The sequence below is a fragment of the Variovorax sp. VaC1 genome, assembly GCF_043658315.1.
Lineage (GTDB): Bacteria > Pseudomonadota > Gammaproteobacteria > Burkholderiales > Burkholderiaceae_C > Variovorax.
The window spans coordinates 259,745-283,329 of the sequence record NZ_JBIGLT010000005.1 but is presented as its reverse complement, the minus strand read 5'-3'; the positions used below and the strand labels follow the sequence as shown (position 1 = coordinate 283,329).

General features: G+C 68.6%; 22 protein-coding genes. 9 read left to right on the top strand and 13 right to left on the bottom strand.

The features are described from left to right. Window positions 1–60: 60 nt before the first annotated feature. Window positions 61–1,518 carry a PLP-dependent aminotransferase family protein gene (locus ACGLHS_RS21290; protein ID WP_394482970.1) on the top strand — a complete coding sequence of 486 codons (1,458 nt, stop codon included), beginning with the start codon at window positions 61–63 and terminating at the stop codon, window positions 1,516–1,518. A 21-nt stretch (window positions 1,519–1,539) separates the two neighbouring features. Here the strand turns inward: ACGLHS_RS21290 and ACGLHS_RS21285 are convergent, their stop codons facing one another. Continuing rightward, entirely contained in the window at window positions 1,540–2,031 is a 492-nt protein-coding gene (locus ACGLHS_RS21285) for an Lrp/AsnC family transcriptional regulator (RefSeq protein WP_394482968.1), read from the bottom strand. A 117-nt stretch (window positions 2,032–2,148) separates the two neighbouring features. On the opposite strand from ACGLHS_RS21285, the gene ACGLHS_RS21280 reads away from it, so the two are divergent. After that, the gene (locus tag ACGLHS_RS21280) at window positions 2,149–3,447 is read left to right on the top strand and encodes an aspartate aminotransferase family protein (protein ID WP_394482966.1); all 1,299 of its coding nucleotides are present in this window, start codon (window positions 2,149–2,151) and stop codon (window positions 3,445–3,447) included. Here the strand turns inward: ACGLHS_RS21280 and ACGLHS_RS21275 are convergent. After that, window positions 3,444–4,499 (bottom strand): sugar phosphate isomerase/epimerase family protein, encoded by a 1,056-nt coding sequence (locus tag ACGLHS_RS21275; RefSeq protein WP_394482964.1) that lies wholly within the window; start codon window positions 4,497–4,499, stop codon window positions 3,444–3,446. The genes ACGLHS_RS21280 and ACGLHS_RS21275 overlap by 4 nt on opposite strands. Before the next feature lie 137 nt (window positions 4,500–4,636). Between ACGLHS_RS21275 and ACGLHS_RS21270 the strand changes: the two genes are divergently transcribed. Beyond that, a complete protein-coding gene (locus ACGLHS_RS21270) occupies window positions 4,637–5,524 on the top strand; it encodes a gamma-glutamyl-gamma-aminobutyrate hydrolase family protein (RefSeq protein ID WP_093242524.1) in 888 nt (295 codons plus the stop codon). 40 nt (window positions 5,525–5,564) lie between these two features. Here the strand turns inward: ACGLHS_RS21270 and ACGLHS_RS21265 are convergent, their stop codons facing one another. Genes ACGLHS_RS21265 through ACGLHS_RS21255 form a run of 3 tightly spaced genes read right to left on the bottom strand, consistent with a single transcriptional unit; the run spans window position 5,565 to window position 9,603 of the window. Then, window positions 5,565–7,073 carry a class I adenylate-forming enzyme family protein gene (locus tag ACGLHS_RS21265; protein WP_394482962.1) on the bottom strand — a complete coding sequence of 503 codons (1,509 nt, stop codon included), beginning with the start codon at window positions 7,071–7,073 and terminating at the stop codon, window positions 5,565–5,567. An 11-nt stretch (window positions 7,074–7,084) separates the two neighbouring features. Continuing rightward, entirely contained in the window at window positions 7,085–8,725 is a 1,641-nt protein-coding gene (locus ACGLHS_RS21260) for an acyl-CoA dehydrogenase family protein (protein ID WP_394482960.1), read from the bottom strand. A 29-nt stretch (window positions 8,726–8,754) separates the two neighbouring features. Continuing rightward, on the bottom strand, window positions 8,755–9,603 hold the full coding sequence (locus tag ACGLHS_RS21255) for a thioesterase family protein (protein ID WP_394482958.1): 849 nt from the start codon (window positions 9,601–9,603) through the stop codon (window positions 8,755–8,757). A gap of 72 nt (window positions 9,604–9,675) precedes the next feature. Between ACGLHS_RS21255 and ACGLHS_RS21250 the strand changes: the two genes are divergently transcribed. Then, entirely contained in the window at window positions 9,676–10,305 is a 630-nt protein-coding gene (locus ACGLHS_RS21250; protein ID WP_394482956.1) for a TetR/AcrR family transcriptional regulator, read from the top strand. A gap of 31 nt (window positions 10,306–10,336) precedes the next feature. On the opposite strand, the gene ACGLHS_RS21245 is transcribed toward ACGLHS_RS21250, so the two are convergent. From ACGLHS_RS21245 to ACGLHS_RS21235, 3 genes are all read right to left on the bottom strand, one after another. After that, window positions 10,337–10,522, bottom strand: a complete 186-nt coding sequence (locus tag ACGLHS_RS21245; RefSeq protein WP_394482954.1) for a hypothetical protein — start codon at window positions 10,520–10,522, stop codon at window positions 10,337–10,339. Window positions 10,523–10,643: 121 nt separating this feature from the next. Then, window positions 10,644–11,516 carry an N-formylglutamate amidohydrolase gene (locus tag ACGLHS_RS21240; protein WP_394482952.1) on the bottom strand — a complete coding sequence of 291 codons (873 nt, stop codon included), beginning with the start codon at window positions 11,514–11,516 and terminating at the stop codon, window positions 10,644–10,646. 13 nt (window positions 11,517–11,529) lie between these two features. Continuing rightward, window positions 11,530–12,492, bottom strand: coding sequence for a tripartite tricarboxylate transporter substrate binding protein BugE (locus ACGLHS_RS21235; protein ID WP_093242538.1), 963 nt, complete (start codon window positions 12,490–12,492; stop codon window positions 11,530–11,532). Window positions 12,493–12,602: 110 nt separating this feature from the next. Between ACGLHS_RS21235 and ACGLHS_RS21230 the strand changes: the two genes are divergently transcribed. After that, a complete protein-coding gene (locus ACGLHS_RS21230) occupies window positions 12,603–13,529 on the top strand; it encodes a LysR substrate-binding domain-containing protein (RefSeq protein ID WP_394482950.1) in 927 nt (308 codons plus the stop codon). A gap of 22 nt (window positions 13,530–13,551) precedes the next feature. Here the strand turns inward: ACGLHS_RS21230 and ACGLHS_RS21225 are convergent, their stop codons facing one another. Both ACGLHS_RS21225 and ACGLHS_RS21220 read right to left on the bottom strand, forming a co-directional pair. Continuing rightward, window positions 13,552–14,532 carry a tripartite tricarboxylate transporter substrate binding protein gene (locus tag ACGLHS_RS21225; protein ID WP_394482948.1) on the bottom strand — a complete coding sequence of 327 codons (981 nt, stop codon included), beginning with the start codon at window positions 14,530–14,532 and terminating at the stop codon, window positions 13,552–13,554. 6 nt (window positions 14,533–14,538) lie between these two features. Beyond that, a complete protein-coding gene (locus ACGLHS_RS21220; RefSeq protein WP_394482946.1) occupies window positions 14,539–17,502 on the bottom strand; it encodes a DNA topoisomerase III in 2,964 nt (987 codons plus the stop codon). 177 nt (window positions 17,503–17,679) lie between these two features. On the opposite strand from ACGLHS_RS21220, the gene ACGLHS_RS21215 reads away from it, so the two are divergent. From ACGLHS_RS21215 to ACGLHS_RS21205, 3 genes are read left to right on the top strand one after another with little or no spacing between them, the layout of a single operon-like run. Next, window positions 17,680–18,381, top strand: coding sequence for an SET domain-containing protein (locus ACGLHS_RS21215; RefSeq protein ID WP_394482943.1), 702 nt, complete (start codon window positions 17,680–17,682; stop codon window positions 18,379–18,381). A gap of 2 nt (window positions 18,382–18,383) precedes the next feature. Beyond that, window positions 18,384–19,205: a biotin--[acetyl-CoA-carboxylase] ligase gene (locus ACGLHS_RS21210; RefSeq protein WP_394482941.1), complete on the top strand. Its 822-nt coding sequence runs from the start codon at window positions 18,384–18,386 to the stop codon at window positions 19,203–19,205. Window positions 19,206–19,210: 5 nt separating this feature from the next. Then, window positions 19,211–19,408: a sporulation protein gene (locus ACGLHS_RS21205; protein ID WP_394482939.1), complete on the top strand. Its 198-nt coding sequence runs from the start codon at window positions 19,211–19,213 to the stop codon at window positions 19,406–19,408. Between the two features lie 79 nt (window positions 19,409–19,487). On the opposite strand, the gene ACGLHS_RS21200 is transcribed toward ACGLHS_RS21205, so the two are convergent. The 3 genes from ACGLHS_RS21200 to ACGLHS_RS21190 all read right to left on the bottom strand — a co-directional run bounded on the left by ACGLHS_RS21200 (window position 19,488) and on the right by ACGLHS_RS21190 (window position 22,272). Continuing rightward, entirely contained in the window at window positions 19,488–20,930 is a 1,443-nt protein-coding gene (locus ACGLHS_RS21200; protein WP_394482937.1) for a sensor histidine kinase N-terminal domain-containing protein, read from the bottom strand. A gap of 115 nt (window positions 20,931–21,045) precedes the next feature. Next, entirely contained in the window at window positions 21,046–21,720 is a 675-nt protein-coding gene (locus ACGLHS_RS21195; protein ID WP_093242554.1) for a response regulator transcription factor, read from the bottom strand. 66 nt (window positions 21,721–21,786) lie between these two features. Then, entirely contained in the window at window positions 21,787–22,272 is a 486-nt protein-coding gene (locus ACGLHS_RS21190) for a MarR family winged helix-turn-helix transcriptional regulator (RefSeq protein WP_394482934.1), read from the bottom strand. A 145-nt stretch (window positions 22,273–22,417) separates the two neighbouring features. Here ACGLHS_RS21190 and recA point away from each other — a divergent pair, with 145 nt between their 5' ends. Next, window positions 22,418–23,530: a recombinase RecA gene (gene recA, locus ACGLHS_RS21185; RefSeq protein WP_394482932.1), complete on the top strand. Its 1,113-nt coding sequence runs from the start codon at window positions 22,418–22,420 to the stop codon at window positions 23,528–23,530. Window positions 23,531–23,585 lie beyond the last annotated feature (55 nt).

Here is a 23,585-nt window from a genome sequence, read left to right as displayed (position 1 = left end):
CAAGGCCTCCAGAATAGGTTTGCAAGTGGCTCTTCAAAAGATCCACAATTGGCGAACATCATGGAGCCACTTTTCGAACTCGCCATCCGCCTGCCCGACAGCGGCTCGCGCGACCTGCTGCGCGAGGTGCACCGCCAGCTGCGCAGCGCCATCCTCGACGGCCGGCTCCAGCCCGGCGCCCGCCTGCCCGCCACGCGCGCGCTGGCGCTGCGCCTGGGCGTGTCGCGCAACACCATGCTCGCGGCCTACGACCTGCTGCTGAGCGAGGGCTACCTGCTGGCGCGCCCCGGCGCCGGCACCTATGTGGCCGACACCCTGCCGCAGTCGCGGCGCGGCCGCCCCGCCAGGGGCACGGCCGCCAGGCGCGATCAGCGCCTGGTGCCGCTGCACGTGCCCGGCGCCGACCTCGCACCCACCCTGCAGCCCCAGCCTTCGCGCGACGACTTCCGCATCGGCCTGCCCGACGTCGGCCCCTTTCCCTTCGACATCTGGCGCCGCCTGTCCGACCGCGCACTGCGCCGCATCGCCCGCGAGCCGGCCGACTACGCCGACCCGCAAGGCCAGGCCGCGCTGCGCGAGGCCATCGCCCGACACGTGTCGTTCACGCGGGCGGTCGGCTGCACCGCCGACGACATCGTCGTCACCGCCGGCGCGCAGCAGGCTTTCGGCCTGCTGGCGCGCATCCTCGTCGTGCCGGGGCGCACGGTGGTCGCGGTCGAAGAACTGTTCTACCCGTCGCTGCGCGAAGCGATGCTGGCCGCCGGCGCGAAGGTGGTCACCGTGCCGACCGACGCCGAGGGCCTGTGCGTGGAGTGCCTGCCGCCCGAGGTGCGCGTGATCTGCGTGACGCCCTCGCACCAGTTCCCGACCGGCGTGGCGATGTCGCCGCAGCGGCGCGCCGCGCTGCTGGCCTTTGCGCGGGCCCGCAACGCGGTCGTGATCGAGGACGACTACGACAGCGAATTCCGCTTTGCCGGCCGCCCGCTCGACGCGCTGCAGACGCTTGATCGCGCCGAGTCGGTCTTCTACGTGGGCACCTTCTCCAAGAGCCTGTTCCCTGCGCTGCGTCTGGGCTTTGTCGTGGTGCCGCCGTGGGCGCGCGCGGCGCTGGTGCGGGCGCGCGAGCTGGCCGACTGGCACGGCCCGGTGCTCGGCCAGGAGGCGCTCGCGGCCTTCATCGCCGAAGGGCACCTGGCACGCCACATCCGCAAGATGCGCAAGCTCTATGGCGCGCGGCGCAGCGCGCTGTTGGCGGCCCTGGTGCGGCATGGTGCGGGGCGGCTGGTGCCGATCCCGTCCGATGCGGGGCTGCACCTGTCGGCCTGGCTGCGCGGCGACACGCGGGCCGACACCGTGGTCGAGCGCGCCGCCGCGGCCGGCATCACCTTGCCGCCGCTCTCGCGTTTCGCGGTCGATCCGCAGGCGCCCGGCGTGCCCAACGGGCTGGCCTTCGGCTATGGCCTGATCGGCGAATCGCAGATCGACGGCGCGATCAGCCGGCTCGTGCGTCTTCTCTAGCCTCCTTCAGGGCGAGGCAGCTCAGGCGCCCACGGGCCGCGCCGTGCCCAGCGGCAACTGCGTGGTGAACTTGGTCGTCGACAGCACCACGTCGCTCGAATAGCTCTTCAGCTCCAGCGCATCGCCGAGCTGTTGCTGCGCAAAAGCCTGGTACTCGGGCAGCGAGCGCGCGCAGATCACCAGCACGAAGTCGGTTTCGCCGGCCACGCAGTGGCACTGCAGCACCTGCGGCAGCGCCTGCACCTTGCGCTCGAAGGCCTGGATCGCCTCGCGCGCCGTGCTGCGCAACGACACCCGCGAGATCACCAGCACCGGAAAGCCCACGCGCGCGGCGTCCAATATCGCCACTTCCTGGCGGATCACGCCCGCGCGACGCAGCCGCTGCACGCGCTTCAGGCAGGCCGAGGGCGAGAGGTTCACGCGTTCGGCCAGCGTCTGGTTCTGCAGGCTGGCATCGGCCTGCAGCGCGGCCAGGATGCATTGGTCGATGCGATCGAGGGTGCCGGTTTTCATGCCGCCAGTGTGGCGCAACGAAGACGCAATCGACTGCGCTTTCGGGGCCCCACAACGACATCCGATTTCCCGCCCTCTGGCTACGCTGGGGCTTCCACGTTGAACAAGGAGCATCCGATGGCCGAAGGCGCAACCTACGACCCCGTGGTCGCCAAGCACCTCGTGCGCTACGGCATGGGGCTGAGCCCGCATGTCATCGTCAAGGCCCGCGGCGCCACGCTGTGGGACCAGCACGGGCGCGAGATTCTCGACTTCACCTCGGGCCAGATGTGCGCCACCATCGGCCACAACCATCCGCGCATCGTCGCGGCCATCGAGAAGGCCTGCCAGGGCGCGCTGCACCTGTACAGCGGCTTCGTCGGGCCGGCCGTGCCCGCGCTGGCCGGGCGGCTGGCGGCGATGCTGCCGCCGTCGCTGTCCAAGTCGATCTTTCTCTCGACCGGCGGCGAGGCCAACGAAGCCGCCGCGCGCATGGCCCGCGTCGCCACCGGCCGCTACGAGATCGTCGGGCTGAACGGTGGCTGGCACGGCGTGACCGGCGGCATGGCCTCGCTCACCTTCGCCGGCAAGCACCACGTGGACTACGGGCCGCGCAAGCCCGGCACGATGTCGATCCCCGCGCCCAACTGCTACCGCTGCCCGGTTCGCCACTGCCGCGATGCCTGCGACACCACCTGTCTGGACGTCGGCTTCGACATGGTCGATGCGCAATCCAGCGGCTCGCTCGCAGCCTTCATCGCCGAGCCGGTGCTCAGTTCGGGCGGCGTGATCGTGCCGCCCAAGGGCTACTTTCCGAAGCTCGCCGCCAAGTGCCGCGAGCGCGGCATGCTGCTGATCCTGGACGAGGCCCAGACCGCCTTCGGCCGCCTGGGCAGCAACTTCGCCTTCGAGCAGGCCGATGTGGTGCCCGACTTCCTCACGGTGTCGAAGACATTGGGCGGCGGCGTGGCCATCGGCGCCGCCATCACCAGCGAGGCCATCGAGCAGACCTGCCACGAAAAAGGCTTCGTGCACGCCACCTCGCACGTGTCCGATCCGCTGCCGGCCGAGGTGGCGCTGGCGGTGCTCGACGTGCTCGAGGAAGAAGGGCTCAACCAGCGCGCGGTGGAGATGGGCGAGCGCCTGAGCCGGGGGCTGCAGACGCTGAAGGCGCGGCACGAGGTCATCGGCGACGTGCGCGGCCACGGCCTGCTGCAGGGCGTCGAGCTGGTCAAGGACCGCGAGACGCGCGAGCCCGACGCCGAACGCGGTCGCGCCATCACCGACGCCTGCATGGCGCGCGGCCTGAGCATGAACATCGTGGCCGTCGGCGGCATGGCGGCGGTGTGGCGCATTGCACCGCCACTGAACGTGAGCGCCGAAGAGATCGATCGCGGCCTGGAGATTCTCGACAGCGCGATCCGCGACGCGAGTTAGCCCAGACCCAGCATCCGCCGGTTGGCCGCCACGTCGACACCGCCGGCCGCGAAGTCGTCGAAGGCGCGGTCGGCCGCGCGGATGATGTGGTCGGCGATGAACCTGGCGCCCTCGCGTGCGCCGTCTTCCGGGTGCTTGATGCAGCACTCCCACTCCAGCACCGCCCAACCCGGAAAGTCGTACTGCGCCATCTTCGAGAAGATGGCCTTGAAGTTCACCTGCCCGTCGCCCAGCGAGCGGAAGCGGCCGGCGCGGTTGATCCAGCTCTGGAAGCCGCCGTACACGCCCTGCTTGCCGGTCGGGTTGAACTCCGCGTCCTTCACGTGAAAGATCTTGATGCGCTCGTGGTAGTGGTCGATGTAGGCCAGGTAGTCGAGCTGCTGCAGCATGAAGTGGCTCGGGTCGTACAGCAGGCAGGCGCGCGGGTGGTTGTCCACGCGTTCCAGAAACATCTCGTAGCTCACGCCGTCGTGCAGGTCTTCGCCGGGGTGGATCTCGTAGCCCACGTCCACGCCCACCGCGTCGAAGGCATCGAGGATCGGGCGCCAGCGGCGCGCGAGTTCGTCGAAGGCTTCCTCGATGAGTCCCGGCGGGCGCGGGGGCCACGAATACAGGTAGGGCCAGGCCAGCGCGCCCGAGAAGGTCGCGTGCGCGGTGAGGCCCAGGTTGGCCGATGCCTTGGCCGCGAAGTGCAGTTGCTGCACGGCCCATTGCTGCCGCTTGACCGGGTCGCCCCGCACCTCGGGTGCCGCAAAGCCGTCGAAGCCCGCGTCGTAGGCCGGGTGCACCGCAACCAACTGACCCTGCAGGTGGGTTGAGAGCTCGGTGATCTCCAGCCCGTGCCTGGCGAGCGTGCCCTTCACCTCGTCGCAGTAGGTCTTGCTTTCGGCGGCCTTCTGCAGGTCGAACAGCCGCGCGTCCCAGCTGGGAATCTGCACGCCCTTGTAGCCCAGCCCGGCCGCCCAGCCGGCAATGCCGTCGAGCGTGTTGAAGGGCGCGGTGTCTCCCGCGAACTGGGCCAGAAAAATGGCGGGGCCCTTGATGGTCTTCATCGGCTTGTCTTCCTTATTCGTTGGGGCGGCGTTGAAAGCATACTTGGCGTGTCGTCCGACCCCGTGCGAGAGGCCAACGCGCCACAATGGATTTTCCTTTTCGCACCACTCGTTCAGTTCGCGCTGACCGCCAAGCGATGACACAACCTGTTTCCGCCCGGCTCAAGATCGGCCTGTCCGCCTGCTTCTCGCACGCCGACCCGGCCCGCTCGCTCTTCACCAACAAGACGCTGCAGTACGTCGAGCAATCGATCGCGCACTGGCTCATGTCGGCCGGCGCCATGGTCGTGATGGTGCCCTGCCCCACCGGCGAAACCGCGCGCGGCGACACCAAGCTGTCGCATTACGCCGAGTGGCTCGACGGCGTGGTGATGCACGGCGGCGCCGATGTCTGGCCCGGCAGCTACGGCGAGGTGCCGCTGAAAGACGCGTGGATCGGCGACCAGATCCGCGACCTGTACGACCTCGCACTGGTCGAGGCCTTCGAGCAGGCCGGCAAGCCCATCTTCGGCGTGTGCCGCGGGCTGCAGCTCATCAACGTGGCCTTCGGCGGCACGCTCTACCAGGACATCGAGGAACAGCACGGACACCCCGAGACGCTGAAGCACCGCGACCCGGTGACCTACGACCAGAACTTCCACCAGATCGAGATCGTGCAGGGCACGCGGCTGTCGAAGCTCTTTCCGCAGGTAGAGACGGCGCGCGTCAACAGCATCCACCACCAGGGCGTGAAAGACATCGCGCCCGGCTTCGACGTGGAGGCCTGGAGCCTGCCCGACCGCGTGCCCGAGGCCATCCGCCGCCGGCCCGACAGGGGCCGCAGCTACATCGCCGCGACCCAGTGGCACCCCGAGTTCCACAAGTACGGCAGCACCGAGACGGTCGACGACACGCCGATCCTGCACGACTTCCTGTGGGCCTGCGCCACCGCCAAGGTGGCGCCGCGCTCCTCGCTGCGCTCCAACAGCGGCAAGATCCGCGACCGCGCGGCGCGCGTGCTGCGGCAGGCGCTGCTGCGGCGCTGAACGCTTCTTCCTGAGCGAGCCCGCGCAGTGCGGGTGGCCTTCAGGCCGGTTCGCGCAGCAGGTGCTTGAGCAGCTTGCCCGTGGCCGTGCGCGGCAGCGCCTCGCGCACCTCGTAGACGCGCGGGATCTTGTAGCGCGCCAGCTTCAGTTCGAGAAAGCCGGCCAGTGCGCCCGCGTCGAGCGCGCGGCCCGGCCGCGCCACCAACACCGCCGTCACCGTTTCGCCCCACTCGGGGTGCGGTCGGCCGATGACGGCCACGTCCTGCACGTCGGGGTGCGCGCCGAGCACGTCTTCCACTTCCTTCGAATAGACGTTCTCGCCGCCTGTGATGATCATGTCGCGCAGCCGGTCGACGATGAACAGGAAGCCGTCTTCGTCCACCCGCGCCAGGTCGCCGGTGCGGTACCAGCCGTGCGCGTCGAAGGCCTCGGCCGTGGCCTGCGGGTTGTCGAGGTAGCCCTGCATCACCGCCGGCGAGCGCAGGTGGATCTCGCCGACCTCGCCCGCCGCGCAACGCCGTCCGTCCGCATGGCGCACTTCCACCGCCACACCGGGCACGCCCGCACGGCCGATGGAGCCGGCCTTCGCGATCGCGTCTTCCGCGTACAGCACCGTGCCCAGCGGGCCCGATTCGGTCATGCCGTAGACCTGCACGAAGCGGTCGCTGCGGTAGCTCTCGGCCAGCTTGCGCGCCATGTCGGCGCCCAGCGGGCCGCCGCCGTAGGCCCACAGGCGCATCGCGCTGAAGTCGTAGCCGGCCACGTCGGGCACCACCGACAGCGGCGCGAGAAAGGCAATGGGCGCGCCGAAGGTGAAGGTGATGCGCTCGGCCGCCAGCGTGTCGAGAAAAGCCTTGGGCGCGTACTCGCGCAGCAGCACCACGGTGCCGCCCATCAGCAGCGTGCCCAGCAGCCAGTTGTTGAGCGGCGACGAGTGCCACACCGGCATCGCGATCAGCGTGCGCTCGTTGCGCGAGAGGGACATGCCGGCGGCCGTGCACACCGCCGACATGAACACGTTCTGGTGGCTGTGCAGGCAGCCCTTGGGCTTGCCGGTGGTGCCCGAGGTGTAGAGGACCTGCGCCAGCACGTCGCCTGCGGGCGCCGGTTCGCCGGCCAGCGGCGCGGCCTGCGCGAGCAGGTCTTCGAGCAGCGGCATGCCCTCGGCCGGGTTCTCGGTCGCGATCCAGCCGCAGCGGTGCTGCACGCGCGCGGTCAGCGTTGCGAGCGTGCCGTCGAACACGCACAGCCGCGCGCCCGAATGGGCCAGCATGTAGTCGATCTCGGGCGCCTGCAGCTTGTGGTTGACCGGCACCACCGCCGCACCGAGGCGCCAGGCCCCGAACATTGCGATGACGAAGCCCGGCGAGTTGAAGCACAACAATGCCACCTTGTCGCCGGGGCCGATGCCCTGCGCGCGCAGCACGGTGGCCGCGCGCCGCGTGAGGTCGGCCAGCGCGGCATAGGTCCAGGCGCGGCCCGCCAGGCGCAGGCATTCCTTGTCGGGCTGGATGCGGGCGTGCTGGTCGAGAAGGGAAACGAAATCCATCCGTGCCGTCCTCAGTGCCAGGCGGCGCGCACCAGCGCGGCCGGGTCGCTGGTGCCGGCGCTGATGCCGGTGACCGGGCCCCAGTCGGGGTCGAAGCGGCTCGACACGAAGGCGGCCGAGGCCTCGACGCTCGCATGCGTCAGCATCAGGCAGGCCTGCGTCGCGCGCACCAGCCGCTGCGTGAAGCGGCGCGCCTGGCGCTCCAGCTCCTGCGGCGGCAGCTGCACCATGCGGCGCAGCACGTCGATCTCGGTTTGCAGGCGCGGCTCGCCGGTGGCGATGTCCTGCAGCTGGTCGAGCACCAGTTGCACGTCGCCCGGGTTGCGCGAGACGGCGCGCAGCACGTCCAGGCACATCACGTTGCCCGAGCCTTCCCAGATCGAGTTGACCGGCGCCTCGCGGAACAGCCGGCCCATCGGGCCGTCTTCCACATAGCCGTTGCCGCCGAACACTTCCATCGCCTCGCCGGTGAGGGCCACCGCGCGCTTGCAGTTCCAGAACTTGGCGGCGGGCGTCAGCAGCCGGCGCCAGGCCGTGTCCAGCGGCGCGGCGGAGCCGAAGCGCGAGGCCAGCTCCATCGCCAGCAACGTGGCGCTTTCGGATTCGAGCGCCATGTCGGCCAGCAGCTCGGTCATCACCGGCTGGTCGACCAGCGCCTTGCCGAAGGCGAAGCGGTTGCGCGCGTAATGCGCGGCCTGTGCGAAGGCCTGCCGCATGAAGCCCGCGCTGGCGAGCGCGCAATCGAGGCGGGTCACGGTCGCCATCTCGATGATGGTCGGGATGCCGCGGCCTTCGTCGCCGACGCGCACGCCCCATGCTTCCTTGAATTCGACCTCGCTGCTGGAGTTGGAGCGGTTGCCGACCTTGTCCTTCAGCCGCTGGATGTGAATGGCGTTCTTGCTGCCGTCGGGTCGCCAGCGCGGCACGAAGAAGCACGACGAACCATGCTCGTCGGTCTTGGCCAGCACCAGGTGCCCGTCGCACATCGGCGCCGAGAAGAACCACTTGTGGCCGGTGATCAGGAACTCGTCGCCCCATGGGCCACTGCCTGCGGGCACCGCGCGCGTGGTGTTGGTGCGCACGTCGCTGCCGCCCTGCTTCTCGGTCATGCCCATGCCGACGGTCATCGAGGTCTTGCCACCCAGCGGGATGTCGCGCGCGTCGTGTTCGTTCGACGCGAGCTTGGCGCTCAGGTCGCCGTACAGCGCGGCGTTGCGGCGCATCACCGGGATGCAGGCCTTGGTCATGGTGGTCGGGCAGGTCGAGCCCGACTCGATCTGGCTGTGCATGTAGAGCGAGGCGCCGTAGCCGACCCAGGCCGAGGGCCGCTCGTCGAAGAAGGGCAGGTTGGCGATGCCGTTGCGCCGGGCGATCGACATCATCGTGTGCCATGCTGGATGGAACTGCACCTGGTCGATGCGCTCGCCGATGCGCGAGTGCGTGTGCAGCTCGGGCTCGTGGCGGTTGGCGTCCTCGGCGGCGCGCAGCGTGGCCTCGGCGCCGTACTCCGCGCCCTGGCGCACCAGCTCGTCGTCGCGCCATGCGGCACCGCCGCGCGCGACCGCGCGGCGCAGGGCCGGGTCGCTGGTGTAGACGTTGTAGTCCTTGAGTTCGGGAACCTGGTTGTCGGGGTGGATGCCGATGGTGGTCATGGATGTCTCTCTCGGGTCGGTGAACAGGTTCAGGCGGCTGCGCGTTCGCGCAGCACCAGCGTCTGGGTGGCAAGGCCGATGGGGCCACGCGCGTCGTACAGGTGCGACACGGTCAGGCCCGCGCCGTCGCCGTGCGCCTCGGTGGCCGAGCGCAGGCCGATCCACTCGCCCTCGGGCGTGCGGAACAGGTTCAGGCTCATGTCGGCGTTGGCGAACAGGAAGCGATCGGCCGGCAGCACCCAGCTCAGGCCGTTGCCGAAGTCGGCGGCGGCCGCCGCGCGCATGGCGGGCGAGTTGGGCACGCCATGCACCAGCGGCACCGCGAGGCGGAACCATGCGGCCGACGGGCCCGGCTGGCTCGTGTCGCCTTGCGCCACGCGCGATTCCACGGCGTTCCGATAGAACGAAACCCCTTCGGGCAGGCCGGGGATGCGCACCTGCTCGCGGCAGTCCTGCGGCAATGGCAGCAACTGGCGCGGCGATGCGCAGGGAAAGTCGGCCGGCAGATCGGCTGGCAGTGCCAGCGGCTGCCGATGCAGCAGCAGCGCGTGCGCCCGCGCCACGACCACATCGCCCGCCAGCAGGTCGATGCCCACGCGCACCGTGGCGCGCGACGACTGCACCTGCACGCGCGTGACCAGCGGCGCCACCGGCACCGGCTTGACCAGCTCGACCGTGAGCCGCGCGAGCAGCCAGTCCGGCCCGGGCGCGGCACGCTCCGCCACATGCGCCAGCAGGCCGCAGGGCGCGCCGCCGTGCTGCGCGCGCGGGTCCCACGGGCCGCGCGACAGTTCGCTCGGTTGCCAGGCGTCGCCTTGCCCCGTGTAGACGAAGGCGGCGATGCGCGAATCCTCGGGGGCGTGGTCGGTGTGGGTCATTGCAGAATGCCGTTCGATGGGTCCAAAAATTCTAGGAACAACCCGCCCGCAAGGTGTTCGGGTTCGGCGGTGGTGACGAGCACCCGCGCACCGGCCGCCGCCCCGAGGAGAAAGCCGCGCCAGTCCCGCGCGCGCCACACCTCGCAGGCGCTGCAGGAAGCCTTTGTTCGGCTTTTGGTCGAGAAGGGTTATGCGGCCATCACCATCCGCGAGATCGTGGCCGTGGCCGGCACGGGGCTCGGCAGCTTCTACGAATACTTCGCGAGCAAGGACGACCTGGCGCGCGTGTGCCTGCACCTGCGCTCCAAGGCGCTGCTGCTGGACATGCGCGCGGCCGTTACCGCGTATGCGGGCCGGCCGCTGCGGGAGATCGTCGATGCGGTGATCGATGCGCAGCTCGACGCGCACCGCGAGCAGCCGCTGGCCTGGGGCGCGCACTACCTGCTGGAGCGGCACCTTTCCAGCCCCGAGGCCTATCGCAAGATGTACGACCGTTTCGTGGCCGAGTGGGTGGGCGTGCTCGATGCCGCCGGAGACCTGGCGGCCGATTGCCCGAAGAAGGAAGCGGCCCGCGTGTGCCAGACCATCATCTATGGCCTGGTCGCGCACACCCACATCGGCACGGGCGGGCGACCCGACCTGCAGGCGCTGTCACGCCAGTTGCGTGGCGCGCTGCATGGCTACCTGGCCGGCGTGGCCTGAAAGGTCAGCGGGATTCGTGAGATCAGTGAGATCAGCGCGACGACTGCGTCTTGTAGCCGCTGACGCTGGCGTCGATGGTGCCGAACACCGTGACGCCGCTGCCCGACGAGGGCGACGAGGCTGATGAAGACGACGTGCCCGGCGACGCGGTGCCGGCACAGCCCGAGACCAGCACGCCCATCGCGATGGCGAAAACGGCAGCAATGAATGGCTTCACGGAAAACTCCAGGGGATGGTGGGACTGCGGCCACTATAGGCCGCCGCTCTTTTCCGCCCTGTAACAACATGCCCGCCGGCAGCAGGGTTGTTTGCACAACCCGGCGCCGGCAGGCTGTCGATCAGCGTGGGTCGGTGGCCAGCAGCATTGCGACCATCGACTGCAGATGTTCCTGCAGCCGCGCGGCACCGGCTTCACTCAGCGCCAGCGTGGCCTCGTCCATGTAGAGCTTGCGGTTGATCTCGACCTGGATGCTGTGCCGGTTCTCGGCCGGCTTGCCATGCCGGCGCACCAGCTCCACGCCCTTGTACGGGTGGTTGTAGTCCACGCTGTAGCCGAAGCCGCGCAGGTGCTCGCAGAGCTTGTGCGACAGCGCCGGGTCGGCCGTGCTGCCGTCGCGGTCGCCGATCACGAAGTCGGCATGTGCCAGCCCCGGGAAGTCGGTGGCGTGGCTGCCCGCGATGGCCGGCATCGAGTGGCAGTTGATGTGGATGCTGTAGCCGTGCCGCGCATGCGCGTCGTCGATGGCCTGCGTCACCGCCGCGTGGTAGGGCTGCCAGCACAGGTCGATGCGCTGGCGCACTTCGTCCACCGTGAGCGGCCGGTCGTAGATCGGCAGGCCCTCGTCGGTGAGCTTCCAGATCAGGCCCTTGCCCAGGCGCACCTTCGACAGCACGCGCGGGTCGCTCGACACCGGGCCGGCCCATGGGCCGTCGAGCATGGTGGTGTCGATCTCGGTCATGTCGCGGTTGGCGTCGAGGTAGCTGCGCGGAAAGTGCGCCTCGACCCAGGCCGCGCCCATCGCGGGCGCGAAGGCGTAGAGCTTCTCGACGTGCGTGTCCTCGGCCCGGCGCAGCGTGGCGAGGTCGCACACCGGCTGGAAGTCCTCGGGGTAGACCGTGCCGCTGTGCGGCGAGTCCAGCACCAGCGGCGTATGCCCGGCGACGCTCGTCACCTGGGCGCGGGTTTGAATCAGTTTCAGGACTGGATGCATAGGCAGGTGTCGTTCAGTCCAATCGGATGCGCGCGAAAGCGGCCACCTTCTTCATCTTCTCGATCTCGTTCGCGATCTGCTTCGTGAACTCGGCCGGCGTGGTGCCCGAGGCGTACAGCCCCTGCAGCGCCAGGCGCTCGCGCACCGAGCTGTCTTTCAGCGCGGTGGCCACGGCCTGCTGCATGCGCAGCGCGATCTCGGGCGAGGTGCCGGCGGGCGCGACCATGCCGAACCACGACGGGTCGTTGTTGGCCGCGTAGCCCAGCTCGCCGTAGGTCGGCACGTCGGGCAGCACGTCGAGCCGGCCGTGCCAGGACACGGCCATCGCCTTCAGCTTGCCCGACTTCACGTGCGGCAGCGACGACGCGACCTGGTCGAAGTACACCGGCACCTGGCCTGCGAGCACGTCGTTGATGGCCGGGCCCGCACCGCGGTAGGGGATGTGCACCATCGAGGTTCCGGTGCTGCTCTTGAACAGCTCGCCCCACATGTGCCCGATGGTGCCGTTGCCCGGCGAGGCGTACGACACCTTGCCCGGGTTGGCTTTCAGGTACTTCACCAGCTCGGCGAAGTTGGCGACTGGCAGCACGGCCGGGTTGATGACGACCACGCCCGGCGCCTTCACCAGTTCGCTCACCGCGACGAAGCCCTTGATCGGGTCGTAGGGCAGCTTGGCGTACACGGCCGGGTTGACGCCGTGCGTGGACAGCGTAGCCACGCCGAAGGTCAGGCCGTCGGGCGTGGCGCGGGCCAGCTCGGCCATGCCGATGGAGCCGCCGGCACCGGCGCGGTTGTCGATCACCACGGGCTGCTGGAGGATCTTGCCCAGGGGCTCGGAGAGCACGCGGGCGGTGATGTCGGTGGCGCCGCCGGGCGGGAAGGGCACGACCAGGCGGATCGGCTTGCCTTGGGCAAAAGATATTCCTGGCGCGATGGAAACGGCGGCCAGTGAAGAAATGAAATGACGACGTTGCATGGGATTCTTCCAATGAAGCAGGGAGCGATGGAGCGATTTGCTGCATCACTTGAAGCAAAGGATATACCCGCTAACATTCTAATCTGGAATGTTTTAATGGGCATCCCGCCATGTCGCTGCGCCGTCTCAATCCGCCCCTGAACCTGCTGCGCGCCTTCTCGACGGTGGTGCGCTTCGGCGGCGTCTCGCGCGCGGCCGAGGCGCTGCACCTCACGCAGGGCGCGGTCAGCAAGCAGGTGCAAGAGCTCGAACGCTGGATCGGCGCGCCGCTGTTCGAGCGCAGCCGCAAGCGGCTGACGCTCACGCCGGCGGGCGAGCGCTACGAGAAAGCCGTGCGCGCCCTGCTCGCGCAACTGGAGGCGGCCACGTTGGAGCTGATCACCAGCGGCGACGGCGGCGGCGCGCTGCACCTGTCCGCCCTGCCCACCTTCGGCGCCAAGTGGCTGATTCCGCGGCTGCCCGACTTCCAGCGCCGCCATCCGCAGATCACGCTGCATTTCGTGCCCTTCGTGCATGGCTACGACTTCGAGCGGCCCGAGCTCGACTGCGCCATCCTGTTCGGCGACGGCCACTGGCCCGGCGCCCGCTCGCATTACCTTGCGGGGCAGGACGTGGCGCTGATCGCGCCGCGCGCGACGCAGGCCGAGGTCGTCATCCAGTCGCCGCAAGACGTCGCGCGCTGCACGCTGCTGCGCCACGTGAGCGTGCCGCAATCGTGGGTGCAATGGCGCGAGACGCATGGCGTGCGCGGGCTCGATCCGCTGGCCGGCCCGCAGTTCGACCAGTTCCAGACCATGATCCGCGCGGTGATGGTCGGCATGGGCGTGGCGCTGGTGCCGCGCTGCCTGGTGCAGGACGAGATCGCCTCGGGGCTGGTGGACGAGCCGCTGCCCAACGGCGGCTACCGGGGCAACGAGGGCTACTGGTTCTGCTACCCCGAAGGGCGCGGCCAGCTCGCCACGCTCGATCACTTTCGCAACTGGCTGCTGGCCGAAGTCGACCGCAGCGGGGAGGCTGCAGCGCCGGCCCTGCCCTGACCGGCGCGCGTTTCGCGCTTGCTTATTCGGGCTTGGCGCCCGAAGCCTTCACCGCCGCACCCCAGAGCCCGATCTCGCTCGCCACGAAGCGGTCGAACTCGGGGCCGCTTGTGGGCGCCGGCTCGGAGCCCCGCTCGCGGATGAAGCGCGCCATCTGTTCGCCCTTCAGGATGTCGGTCACCTCGTGGTTCAGCCGCGCCACGATCTCGGGCGGCGTGCCGCGCGGCGCCATCAGGCCGAGCCAGCCCACGGCCTCGAAGTTCTTCGTGCCGGCCACGCCGGACTCGCGCACCGTGGGCACATCGGGCAACTGCGACGAGCGCGTGGCCGAGGTCACCGCGAGCGGAATCGCCTTGCCCGACTTGATGTGCGGCAGCGCGGCCGTCACCGAATCGACCATCAGCGGAATCTGGTTGCCCAGGAAGTCCGACTGCGCCGGCCCGCTGCCGCGGTACGGAATGTGCGTGATGAACACATGCGCCGCCGACTTGTACATCTCGCCCGACAGGTGCTGCGTGCCGCCGATGCCGGCGCTTGCGTAGCTCAGCCGGCCGGGCTCGGCCTTGGCGCGCGCCGTGAGGTCGGCCAGCGTGCGGATACCGCTTTCGGGCGTGGCCAGGAACACCAGCGGCACCTTCGCGATCAGCGAGATGCCCACGAGGTCCTTGCGCGGATCGAAGCCCGGCTTGGCGTAGAGCGTCTGGTTCACCGCCATCGCGCTGCCGGCCACCACCAGCGTGTAGCCGTCGGGCGGCGCGCGCACCACGAACTCGGTGCCGATGTTGCTGCCCGCGCCGGCCTTGTTGTCGATGATCACGGGCTGGCCCAGCCGCTTGCCGAGCTGTTCGGCGAGCGCACGGGCAAAGATGTCGGTGGCCTGTCCGGGCGGGAAAGGCACGACCAGCTTGACGGGCTTGTCAGGCCACGCGGCAGCGTGGGCGAGGCCCGCGCCGCCCAGCAGCATTGCTGTGGCCAGCGCGGCGGCGAGGTGTCGGCGCTGCATGCCGTGTCAGGCCGCGTCGGGCGCCGAGAGGTGCTTGCCCACGATGCCGGCCAGCTCGAACATCGTCACCTGGTCCTTGCCGAACACGGGCTTGAGCTTCGCGTCGGCATTGATCGCGCGCTTGTTGGCCGCGTCCTGCAGGCCGTTGGCCTTGATGTAGTCCCACAGCTTCTTGATGACCTCGGTGCGTGCCACCGGTTCGGCGCCGATCACGGCCGCCAGCGAGTCGCTGGGCTTGAGGCCCGCGCCCGGCTTGCGCGGCGTGGCCGCCTTCTTCGCGGCCGGTGCCTTCTTGGCGGCGGGCGTCTTCTTCGCCGCCACCTTCTTGGCCGCTGCGGTCTTTGCCGCCGGCTTGCCGAAGGTCTTGCGTGGCGGGAATTTGCTGCCGCCTTCGCGCGGCGCGAACTCGAAGGTCACCTTGCCCTCTTCGGCGTTCCAGGTCAGGAAGGCCTTGAAGGCGCGGCGCGTGCGCATGCTCACGAACTTGTCGAGCAGGTCGGTCTTGCCGGTGGCGAGCAGCTTTTCCATCTGCGCGCGTTCCACCGGCTGCTGCAGGATGATCTTGCCGGTCTTGAAGGTGCAGCTGGGCGTCGGCTGCGCGTTGGTCGGCACCGATTTTTCGCAGACGTAGTTGCTGCCGTGGTCGAACACCGGCGCGCCGCACACCGGGCACGGGCCCACGGTGTCCTGATCGCTGAAGTCGACGATCTCGCCGCTCTCGGCGTTCTTGTCGTCGCCGAAGTCGAACTCCAGCTTCCAGTTCCTGGCTTCCTCGTCGTACTTGATGACGATCTCGGACGTGAAGGGCCAGCCCGCCTTGGAGCGGAAGCCGTCCAGCGGGCCGATGTGCTTGTCGCGCAGCAGCGCCTCGGCCTCGGCCACCTCGAAGGTGCGCCCGGCCGGCGACTTGCCGAACGAGAAGCCGCAAGCGTCTTCGCCGGTGCCGCTCTTGCCGGTGCAGGCGTAGCGGCGGTAGTTTTCCTTCACCACGCCGCCGCAGTTGGGGCACGGCGTCTCGAGCGTGGCGTAGTCGCCCGGCACGGTGTCGCGGTCGTATTCCTTGGCCTTCTTGACGATGTGCTCGGTCATCGCCGCGATCTCGCGCATGAAGGCGTCGCGGCTGAGCGCGCCCTTCTCCATCTGCGCGAGCTTGTATTCCCACTCGCCGGTCAGCTCGGCCTTCGACAGTTCTTCCACGCCCAGGCCGCGCAGCAGCGTCATGAGCTGGAAGGCCTTGGCCGTCGGGATCAGCTCGCGGCCTTCGCGCAGCATGTATTTCTCGGCGATCAGCCCTTCGATGGTGGCGGCGCGCGTGGCTGGCGTGCCCAGGCCCTTCTCCTGCATGGCCTCGCGCAGCTCGTCGTCGTCGATGGTCTTGCCGGCGCCTTCCATGGCGCCGAGCAGCGTGGCTTCGGAGTAGCGTGCCGGCGGGCGCGTCTTCAGGCCCTTGATGTCGGCCGACTCGGTGCGCACGATCTCGCCCGGCTTCACCGGCACGAGGCGCTTGCCGTCCTTGTCGTCTTCCTTCTCGTCGTCTTGCGCTTCCTTGCCGTAGATGGCGAGCCAGCCCGGCTTGACCAGCACCTTGCCGTCGGTGCGGAACGGGTACTTCTTGCCGTTCTGCTCGACCGTACTGATGCGCGTGGTCACCTGGTGCTCGGCGCTCGGGAAGAACACCGACAGGAAACGCCGCACCACGAAGTCATAGAGCTTCTGCTCGGCTTCGCTCAGGCCGCTCGGCGCCTGCAGCGTCGGGATGATCGCAAAGTGATCCGACACCTTGGCGTTGTCGAAGATGCGCTTGTTGGGCTTCACATAGTTGCCGTCGACCGCCTGCTGGGCGAACGGCGCCAGGTGCTTCATGCCGCTCTCGGCGAGCATGCCCATGGTCTGCTTGACGACCGGCAGGTAGTCTTCCGGCAGCGCGCGCGAATCGGTACGCGGGTAGGTCAGCGCCTTGTGGCGTTCGTACAGGCTCTGCGCCAGCGCAAGCGTGGTCTTGGCGCTGAAGCCGAAGCGGCCGTTGGCCTCGCGCTGCAGCGAGGTCAGGTCGAACAGCGCGGGCGACGCCTGCGTGGTCGGCTTGCTTTCTTCGGTGACGGTAGCGGGCTTGCCTTGGGCGGCCAGCGCGATCTCCAGCGCATCACGTTCGTGCCAGACGCGGTCGGCGCGCTGCTCGGCATCGGGCTCGCCATTGGCGAGCAGCGGCGCGTTGGCTTTCTTCCAGTCGGGGTTGAACCACTTGCCGGGGTATTCGCCCGCCTCGGCCGCGAAGTTGCCGTGGATTTCCCAGTAGTTGCGCGAGACGAACTTGCGGATCTGCTCCTCGCGCTCGACCACCACCGACAGCGTGGGCGTCTGCACGCGGCCCACGGTCGTGAGGAAGAAGCCGCCGTCGCGCGAATTGAAAGCCGTCATGGCGCGCGTGCCGTTGATGCCCACCAGCCAGTCGGCCTCGGAGCGCGAACGCGCGGCGTCGGCCAGGCCTTGCATCTGTTTTTCGGTGCGCAGCGCATCGAAGCCGTCGCGAATGGCCTGCGGCGTCATCGACTGCAGCCAGAGGCGCTTGACCGGCTTGCCCAGCGGGTGCTTGCCGCCGGCGTATTGCTCGATCAGGCGGAAGATCAGTTCACCCTCGCGGCCCGCGTCGCAGGCGTTGATGAGTTGCGTCACGTCCTTGCGCTTGGCCTGCTTGACCACCGCGTTCAGGCGCGTCTTGGTCTTGTCGACCGGCTTCAGGTCGAAGTGCGGCGGGATCACGGGCAGGTTGGCAAAGCTCCACTTGCCCCGCTTGACGTCGAACTCCTCGGGCGCCTGGATCTCGACCAGGTGACCGACAGCGCTGGTCACGACATAGCTGTCGTTCTCGAAATGCTCGTCATGTTTGTCGAATTTGCCGGCCACCGGCGTGAGTGCACGGACGATGTCCTGTGCCACCGACGGCTTTTCTGCGATTACCAACGTCTTCATCAACAATTCCTAAAAAAGTTCTGGCCGGCGCCGGGCCGCCTCAAGCGGCCTGCGGCCCCCTCGGGGGCAGCGACGACACGCCGTGCGAGAGCGTGGGGGCCACATACAATCTGCGGCTTCCCGCGTGCGCACGCGCACACGCGCATGTGTGCATATTCAAACTAACAGACTTCGGCGATGCCTTCCAAATCCCCCATTTCAGCTGGCCGCGACAGGGACACTCTTCAATCCCCCGAAGGTGAAGAAGAGCGCTCCGCCCCGGGACGGACCCGCCGCCGCATCCAGATGCGACGCTCCGACGTCCATGGCAACGGCGTGTTCGCCGTGCAGGACCTGGCCGAAGGCGAGACGCTGATCGAATACAAGGGCGAGGTCATCAGCTGGAAGGAGGCGCTGCGCCGCCATCCGCACGACCCGGCCCAGCCGAACCACACCTTTTACTTCCACATCGACGACGGGCGTGTGATCGACGGCAACGTCAAGGGCAACGACGCGCGCTGGATCAACCACTCGTGCGAGCCGAACTGCGAAGCCGACGAAGTCGATGGGCGCGTTTATATCAAGGCGCTGCGCAACATCGCCGCGGGCGAAGAGCTCAACTACGACTACGGCCTGATCATCGACGAGCCCTACACGCCGAAGCTCTTGTCCGAATTTCCTTGCTGGTGCGGCTCCGAGCAGTGCCGCGGCACGCTGCTGACGCCCAAGGACGAAGACGAAGAGAAGAAGAAAAAGAAGAAGGCCAGGAAAAAGGCCGACAAGAAAAAGGCCGAGAAAAAAGAAGCCAAGAAGGCCGACAAGAAGAAAGCCGAGAAGAAGGCCGACGGCAAGAAGGCGGAAAAGAAGTCCGCCAAGAAAGACAAGTCCGGCAAGGACTGAGCATGAGCAGCAACAGCGGCACCTCGGCCACCTGGTTCGAAGACCGGATCGCCGCATCCGTCACCCCGCTGCTGCCGGGCTTCACGGTCGAGGCCGTGGCCGAAATCGATTCTTCCAACACCGAGCTGATGCGCCGTGCGCGCGCCGGCCGCACCGAGCCCGTGCTGCTCGTGGCCGAGCGCCAGACCGCGGGGCGCGGCCGCCTCGGTCGCCCGTGGCAAAGCGCGCCGCAGCAGGAACCTGCCGCCTCGCTCACCTTCTCGCTGGGGTTGCCGCTGGCGCCCGCCGACTGGTCGGGCCTGTCGCTGGCCGTCGGTGTCAGCGTGGCCGAGGGCCTCGATCCCACGGGCGAACACAAGGTCGGGCTCAAGTGGCCCAACGATGTGTGGGTCAACGACCGCAAGCTGGTCGGCATCCTGATCGAGACCGCGATGCCGCACACCGCGCGGCAAGACGGGCAGCGCTATGTCGTGATCGGCATCGGCATCAACATCGGCGCGCGCGAAGGCGACGGCATGCGCACGCCGCCCGCGTGGATGCGCCAATGGCGGCCCGAGGCGAGCGCGCCCGAGGTGTTGCGCGAATTGGCCGAGCCGCTGGTGCGCGCTGTGCTGGCTTTCGAGGCCGGCGGCTTCGCGCCTTTTGCCGAACGCTTTGCTGCACGCGACGTGCTGCGCGGGCGCGAGGTGGCGCTGAGCGACGGCACTGCCGGTCTGTGCGAAGGCGTGGCCTGGGGCGGTGAGCTGCAGGTGCGCACCGACGCCGGCCTGCAGCTGATCACCAGCGACGAAGTGAGCGTGCGCCCTCGCGGCATGTCCTTCTGACGCGGATGAAGTTGCGCCTGGCACTCATCGTCTTGCTGCTGGCCAATGCCGGCTACTTCCTGTGGGCGCGCGGCGATCTCGTCGGCTTCGGGCTGGCGCCGGCCGGGCTCAACGAGCGCGAGCCGCAACGCCTTGCGCGGCAGATCCGGCCCGAGTGGCTGCAGATCCGCAAGGAACCCAAGGCCGGCGCGCCCGCACCCTGACCCACGTGGGTCATCGGGCCGCGCGCGCGAACATGCGCCGTGCCGGCCCTGTTCAGCGGGCCCTTCGCTTCGCTTCACGTCACTCCAGGTGCTCGCCCTCGAAGCGCACCGTGAAGAGCGCCCCCGGCGGGTGTTTGCCGGGATGCGCGTCCTCCAGCTTGACCTGCGCGCGGTGCTGGTTGGCGATCTCGCGCACGATCGGCAGCCCCAGCCCCGAGCCATCGGCCTCGTTGCCGAGCACGCGGTAGAAGGGCTCGAACACCAGCTCGCGGTCGGTCTCCGCGATGCCGGGGCCGTTGTCTTCCACCTGCAGCAGCAGCACATGGCCGAACGGGTCGGCCAGCACGCGCACGGTGATCCGGCCGGGCCGCTCGGGCGCCGAGGGCGTGTAGTTGAGCGCGTTGTCGACCAGGTTGCGCACCAGCTCTTTCAGCAGCGTCGGGTTGCCGTCGAACACCACGCCCGGCGCGCCCGCCTGTGCGCCTTCGTAGCCCAGGTCGATGCGCTTTTCGATCGCGCGCGGCACGGCTTCGCGCACCACCTCGATGGTGAGCCGCGCCAGGTCGCAGGGCTGCTGGTGCGTCATCGCGCTGGTGCCTTCGGCGCGCGCGAGCGACAGCAACTGGTTCACCGTGTGCGTGGCACGCACGCTCGCGCGGCCGATCTGCTTGAGCGACTGCTTCAGCTCGTCGGCATTGGCGCCTTCGCGCTGCGCCAGGTCGGCCTGCATGCGCAGGCCCGCCAGCGGCGTCTTGAGCTGGTGCGCCGCGTCGGCCAGAAAGCGTTTTTGCGTGTCGATGGAATCGTTGAGCTTGTTCAGCAGTTCGTTCACCGACGACACCAGCGGCACCACTTCGAGCGGCACGGAAGATTCGTCGAGCGGGCTCAGGTCGCCGGGCCGCCGCTCGCGGATGCGCGCCTCCACCACCGACAGCGGCTTGATGCCGCGCACCAGCGCCAGCCAGATCAGCAGCACCGCCAGCGGCAGGATGGCGAACTGCGGCAGCAGCACGCCCTTGATGATCTCGGCCGCGAGTACCGACTGCTTCTCGCGCGTCTCCGCCAGTTGAAGCAGGCTGGGCGGCACGTCCTCGCGGTCGCTGGCGATCCAGAGCGAGGCCACGCGCACCGGCTTGTCGTGGACCTCGCTGTTGTGCAGCAGCACGACGTTGGGCCCCGGCGGGTCGTCGACGTTGGGGTGCGGCAGGTCGCGCTCGCCGCTGAGCAACACACCGTGGCCGTCGACCAGCTGGTAGTACACATGGCCGGTGTCGTCGGCGCGAAGGATCTCGCGCGCCGATTGCGACAACGTGAACCGGGGCTCGCCCTCTTTCACCGTCACCAGTTCGGCCAGCGCCTTCACGTTGTGCTCGAGCGCCCGGTCGAAGGGCGCGTTGGCAATGCCCTGCGCCACCAGCCACGTGACGCCGATGCTCACCGGCACCAGCAGCAGCAGCGGCGTGAGCATCCAGTCGAGGATCTCGCCGAACAGGGAGCGCTGCGCGCGCTGGAAGAGCTTCACTTGGCGTGCCCCCAGGCCTTGCGCACTTCGTGCCGTTTCGCCAACCGCTCAGCGGGGGCAATGCCTGCGGCCCGGCGAAGCCGGTTGCACGGCATTTCCCGCACGCATGGGTACATCAGGACTGGATCTTTTCGAGGCAGTAGCCCAGTCCGCGAACCGTCGCGATGCGCACCGGCCCCTTCTCGATCTTCTTGCGCAGGCGGTGGATGTAGACCTCGATGGCGTTGAGGCTCACCTCCTCGCCCCATTCGCAGAGGCGATCGACCAGCTGGTCCTTGCTGACCAGCCGGCCGGCGCGCTGCAGCAGCACTTCGAGCAGGCCGAGTTCGCGCGCCGACAGCTCGATCATCTTGCCGTCGATGGTGGCCACGCGGCCGGCCTGGTCGTAGACCAGCGGGCCATGGCGGATCGCGTTGCTGGTGGTGCCCATGCCGCGCCGCGTGAGGGCGCGCACGCGCGCTTCGAGCTCCTGCAGGCTGAAGGGCTTGGCCATGTAGTCGTCGGCGCCGTGGTCCAGGCCCTTCACGCGTTCTTCCACGCTGTCGGCCGCCGTGAGCACCAGCACCGGCAGCTGCGAGCCGCGTGCGCGCAGGCGCTTCAGGATCTCGATGCCGTGCAGGCTGGGCAGCCCGAGGTCGAGGATCAGCAGGTCGAATTCGTCATGGGTCATGAGCGCGGTGTCGGCCTGCGAGCCGTTCGCCACGTGGTCGACCGCCGCGCCCGAAGTGCGCAGGCTGCGCAGCAGGGCATCGGCGAGCACCTGGTCGTCTTCGGCAATCAGAATTCTCATGCGCCACCTCCGGCCGGTTCAGGCGCCGCGCTGGCGCCGTTCACATTTGTCTCTCCCTGGCGGAGTCTAGCCCGCTGTGTAGGCTTCCAGTCCGATGGTTACCACGGTGGCAATGTCATCGCCGACGCTGCTGCGGAACTCGCGCTCGGCCTGCGTCACCGCGCTGCGGAAGGCATCGAGCCAGGCCAGCCCGTCGGCGGTGAACAGCACGCGGCGCGCGCGCGCATCGAGCGGATCGGGCCCGCGCGTGACCAGCCCCCAGGCCTCGCACTGGTCGACCAGTGCGCCCATCGCCTGCTTGGTCATGCCGGCGCTTTCGGCCAGCTCGGTCAGGCGCGAGCCCTCGCGCGCCAGGTGCCGCGTGATGTGGATGTGCGCGGCGCTTACCTGGGCGCGCGCGGCGAGGTTCGACAGGGCCAGGGGCACGTCGAGGTCGTGCGCCATCAGCGCCAGCACGCGCTCGTCGAAGCGGCGCATGGCGTGGCCCAGCAGGCGGCCCAGGTGCGTCTGTCGCCAGGCATCGGGATCGGTCGGGAAAGCGGCGTCGGCCATGGCGGGAAATGGTAAAGCAAACTGACCAAAAAATGGGTTTACTCAAATCCATGAGCCCCTACACTACTGTTCAAGCATCCAGCCTGTGGTTAAAAGCAGATGGATGAAACCCAACACAAACCGTTGATTTTCAAGGAGTTTCCACATGGACGCAGTCGTCAAGGGCGCAAGCATCTCGGTCGCCAACAGTGAAAAGGCCAAGGCCCTGCAGGCCGCGCTGGCCCAGATCGAAAAGCAGTTCGGCAAGGGCACGATCATGCGGCTCGGCGAAGGCGAGGCGCTGGAAGACATCCAGGTGGTCTCGACCGGCTCGCTGGGCCTGGACATCGCGCTGGGCGTCGGCGGCCTGCCGCGCGGCCGCGTCATCGAAATCTACGGCCCGGAATCGTCGGGCAAGACCACGCTCACGCTGCAGGTCATCGCCGCCATGCAGAAGCAGGCCGGCACCTGCGCCTTCGTCGATGCCGAACACGCCCTCGACGTGCAGTACGCCCAGAAGCTCGGCGTGAACCTGTCCGACCTGCTGATCAGCCAGCCCGACACCGGCGAGCAAGCCCTTGAAATCGTCGACTCGCTGGTGCGCTCGGGCGCCGTCGACCTGATCGTGGTCGACTCGGTCGCCGCGCTCACGCCCAAGGCCGAAATCGAAGGCGAAATGGGCGACTCGCTGCCCGGCCTGCAAGCCCGCCTGATGAGCCAGGCGCTGCGCAAGCTCACCGCCACGATCAAGAAGACCAACTGCATGGTCATCTTCATCAACCAGATCCGCATGAAGATCGGCGTGATGTTCGGCTCGCCCGAAACCACCACCGGCGGCAACGCGCTGAAGTTCTACGCCTCGGTGCGCCTGGACATCCGCCGCATCGGCACCATCAAGAAGGGCGACGAAGCCATCGGCAACGAAACCAAGGTGAAGGTGGTCAAGAACAAGGTGTCGCCCCCGTTCAAGACGGCCGAGTTCGACATCCTGTTCGGCGAAGGCATCAGCCGCGAAGGCGAGATCATCGACATGGGCGTCACCGCCAAGATCGTCGACAAGTCGGGTGCCTGGTACGCCTACAACGGCGAAAAAATCGGCCAGGGCCGCGACAACGCCCGCGAGTTCCTGCGCGAGAACCCCGAGCTGTCGCGCGAGATCGAGAACAAGGTGCGCGAGTCGCTGGGCATTCCGCTGCTGGCCGCCGATGCCGGCTCGGAACCTGAAAAGGCCGAGAAGCCTGCCAAGGCACCGAAGGCCGACAAGGCCGCCGAGCTGTAAGTTCGATGGCGCGGCCTCTTTGCGAATTTCGCGGGGCCGCGCGAACGACTTTTTT

What these genes read in the sequence shown, in the direction of transcription:
- ACGLHS_RS21270 (WP_093242524.1), top strand. Translation starts at nt 4,637, where the DNA reads ATGACACAACCTGTTTCCGCCCGGCTCAAGATCGGCCTGTCCGCCTGC.
- ACGLHS_RS21230 (WP_394482950.1), top strand. Translation starts at nt 12,603, where the DNA reads ATGTCGCTGCGCCGTCTCAATCCGCCCCTGAACCTGCTGCGCGCCTTC.
- ACGLHS_RS21255 (WP_394482958.1), bottom strand. Translation starts at nt 9,603, where the DNA reads ATGACCCACACCGACCACGCCCCCGAGGATTCGCGCATCGCCGCCTTC.
- ACGLHS_RS21225 (WP_394482948.1), bottom strand. Translation starts at nt 14,532, where the DNA reads ATGCAGCGCCGACACCTCGCCGCCGCGCTGGCCACAGCAATGCTGCTG.
- ACGLHS_RS21190 (WP_394482934.1), bottom strand. Translation starts at nt 22,272, where the DNA reads ATGGCCGACGCCGCTTTCCCGACCGATCCCGATGCCTGGCGACAGACG.
- recA (WP_394482932.1), top strand. Translation starts at nt 22,418, where the DNA reads ATGGACGCAGTCGTCAAGGGCGCAAGCATCTCGGTCGCCAACAGTGAA.
- ACGLHS_RS21280 (WP_394482966.1), top strand. Translation starts at nt 2,149, where the DNA reads ATGGCCGAAGGCGCAACCTACGACCCCGTGGTCGCCAAGCACCTCGTG.
- ACGLHS_RS21220 (WP_394482946.1), bottom strand. Translation starts at nt 17,502, where the DNA reads ATGAAGACGTTGGTAATCGCAGAAAAGCCGTCGGTGGCACAGGACATC.
- ACGLHS_RS21215 (WP_394482943.1), top strand. Translation starts at nt 17,680, where the DNA reads ATGCCTTCCAAATCCCCCATTTCAGCTGGCCGCGACAGGGACACTCTT.
- ACGLHS_RS21210 (WP_394482941.1), top strand. Translation starts at nt 18,384, where the DNA reads ATGAGCAGCAACAGCGGCACCTCGGCCACCTGGTTCGAAGACCGGATC.
- ACGLHS_RS21290 (WP_394482970.1), top strand. Translation starts at nt 61, where the DNA reads ATGGAGCCACTTTTCGAACTCGCCATCCGCCTGCCCGACAGCGGCTCG.
- ACGLHS_RS21240 (WP_394482952.1), bottom strand. Translation starts at nt 11,516, where the DNA reads ATGCATCCAGTCCTGAAACTGATTCAAACCCGCGCCCAGGTGACGAGC.
- ACGLHS_RS21275 (WP_394482964.1), bottom strand. Translation starts at nt 4,499, where the DNA reads ATGAAGACCATCAAGGGCCCCGCCATTTTTCTGGCCCAGTTCGCGGGA.
- ACGLHS_RS21265 (WP_394482962.1), bottom strand. Translation starts at nt 7,073, where the DNA reads ATGGATTTCGTTTCCCTTCTCGACCAGCACGCCCGCATCCAGCCCGAC.
- ACGLHS_RS21205 (WP_394482939.1), top strand. Translation starts at nt 19,211, where the DNA reads ATGAAGTTGCGCCTGGCACTCATCGTCTTGCTGCTGGCCAATGCCGGC.
- ACGLHS_RS21285 (WP_394482968.1), bottom strand. Translation starts at nt 2,031, where the DNA reads ATGAAAACCGGCACCCTCGATCGCATCGACCAATGCATCCTGGCCGCG.
- ACGLHS_RS21260 (WP_394482960.1), bottom strand. Translation starts at nt 8,725, where the DNA reads ATGACCACCATCGGCATCCACCCCGACAACCAGGTTCCCGAACTCAAG.
- ACGLHS_RS21195 (WP_093242554.1), bottom strand. Translation starts at nt 21,720, where the DNA reads ATGAGAATTCTGATTGCCGAAGACGACCAGGTGCTCGCCGATGCCCTG.
- ACGLHS_RS21235 (WP_093242538.1), bottom strand. Translation starts at nt 12,492, where the DNA reads ATGCAACGTCGTCATTTCATTTCTTCACTGGCCGCCGTTTCCATCGCG.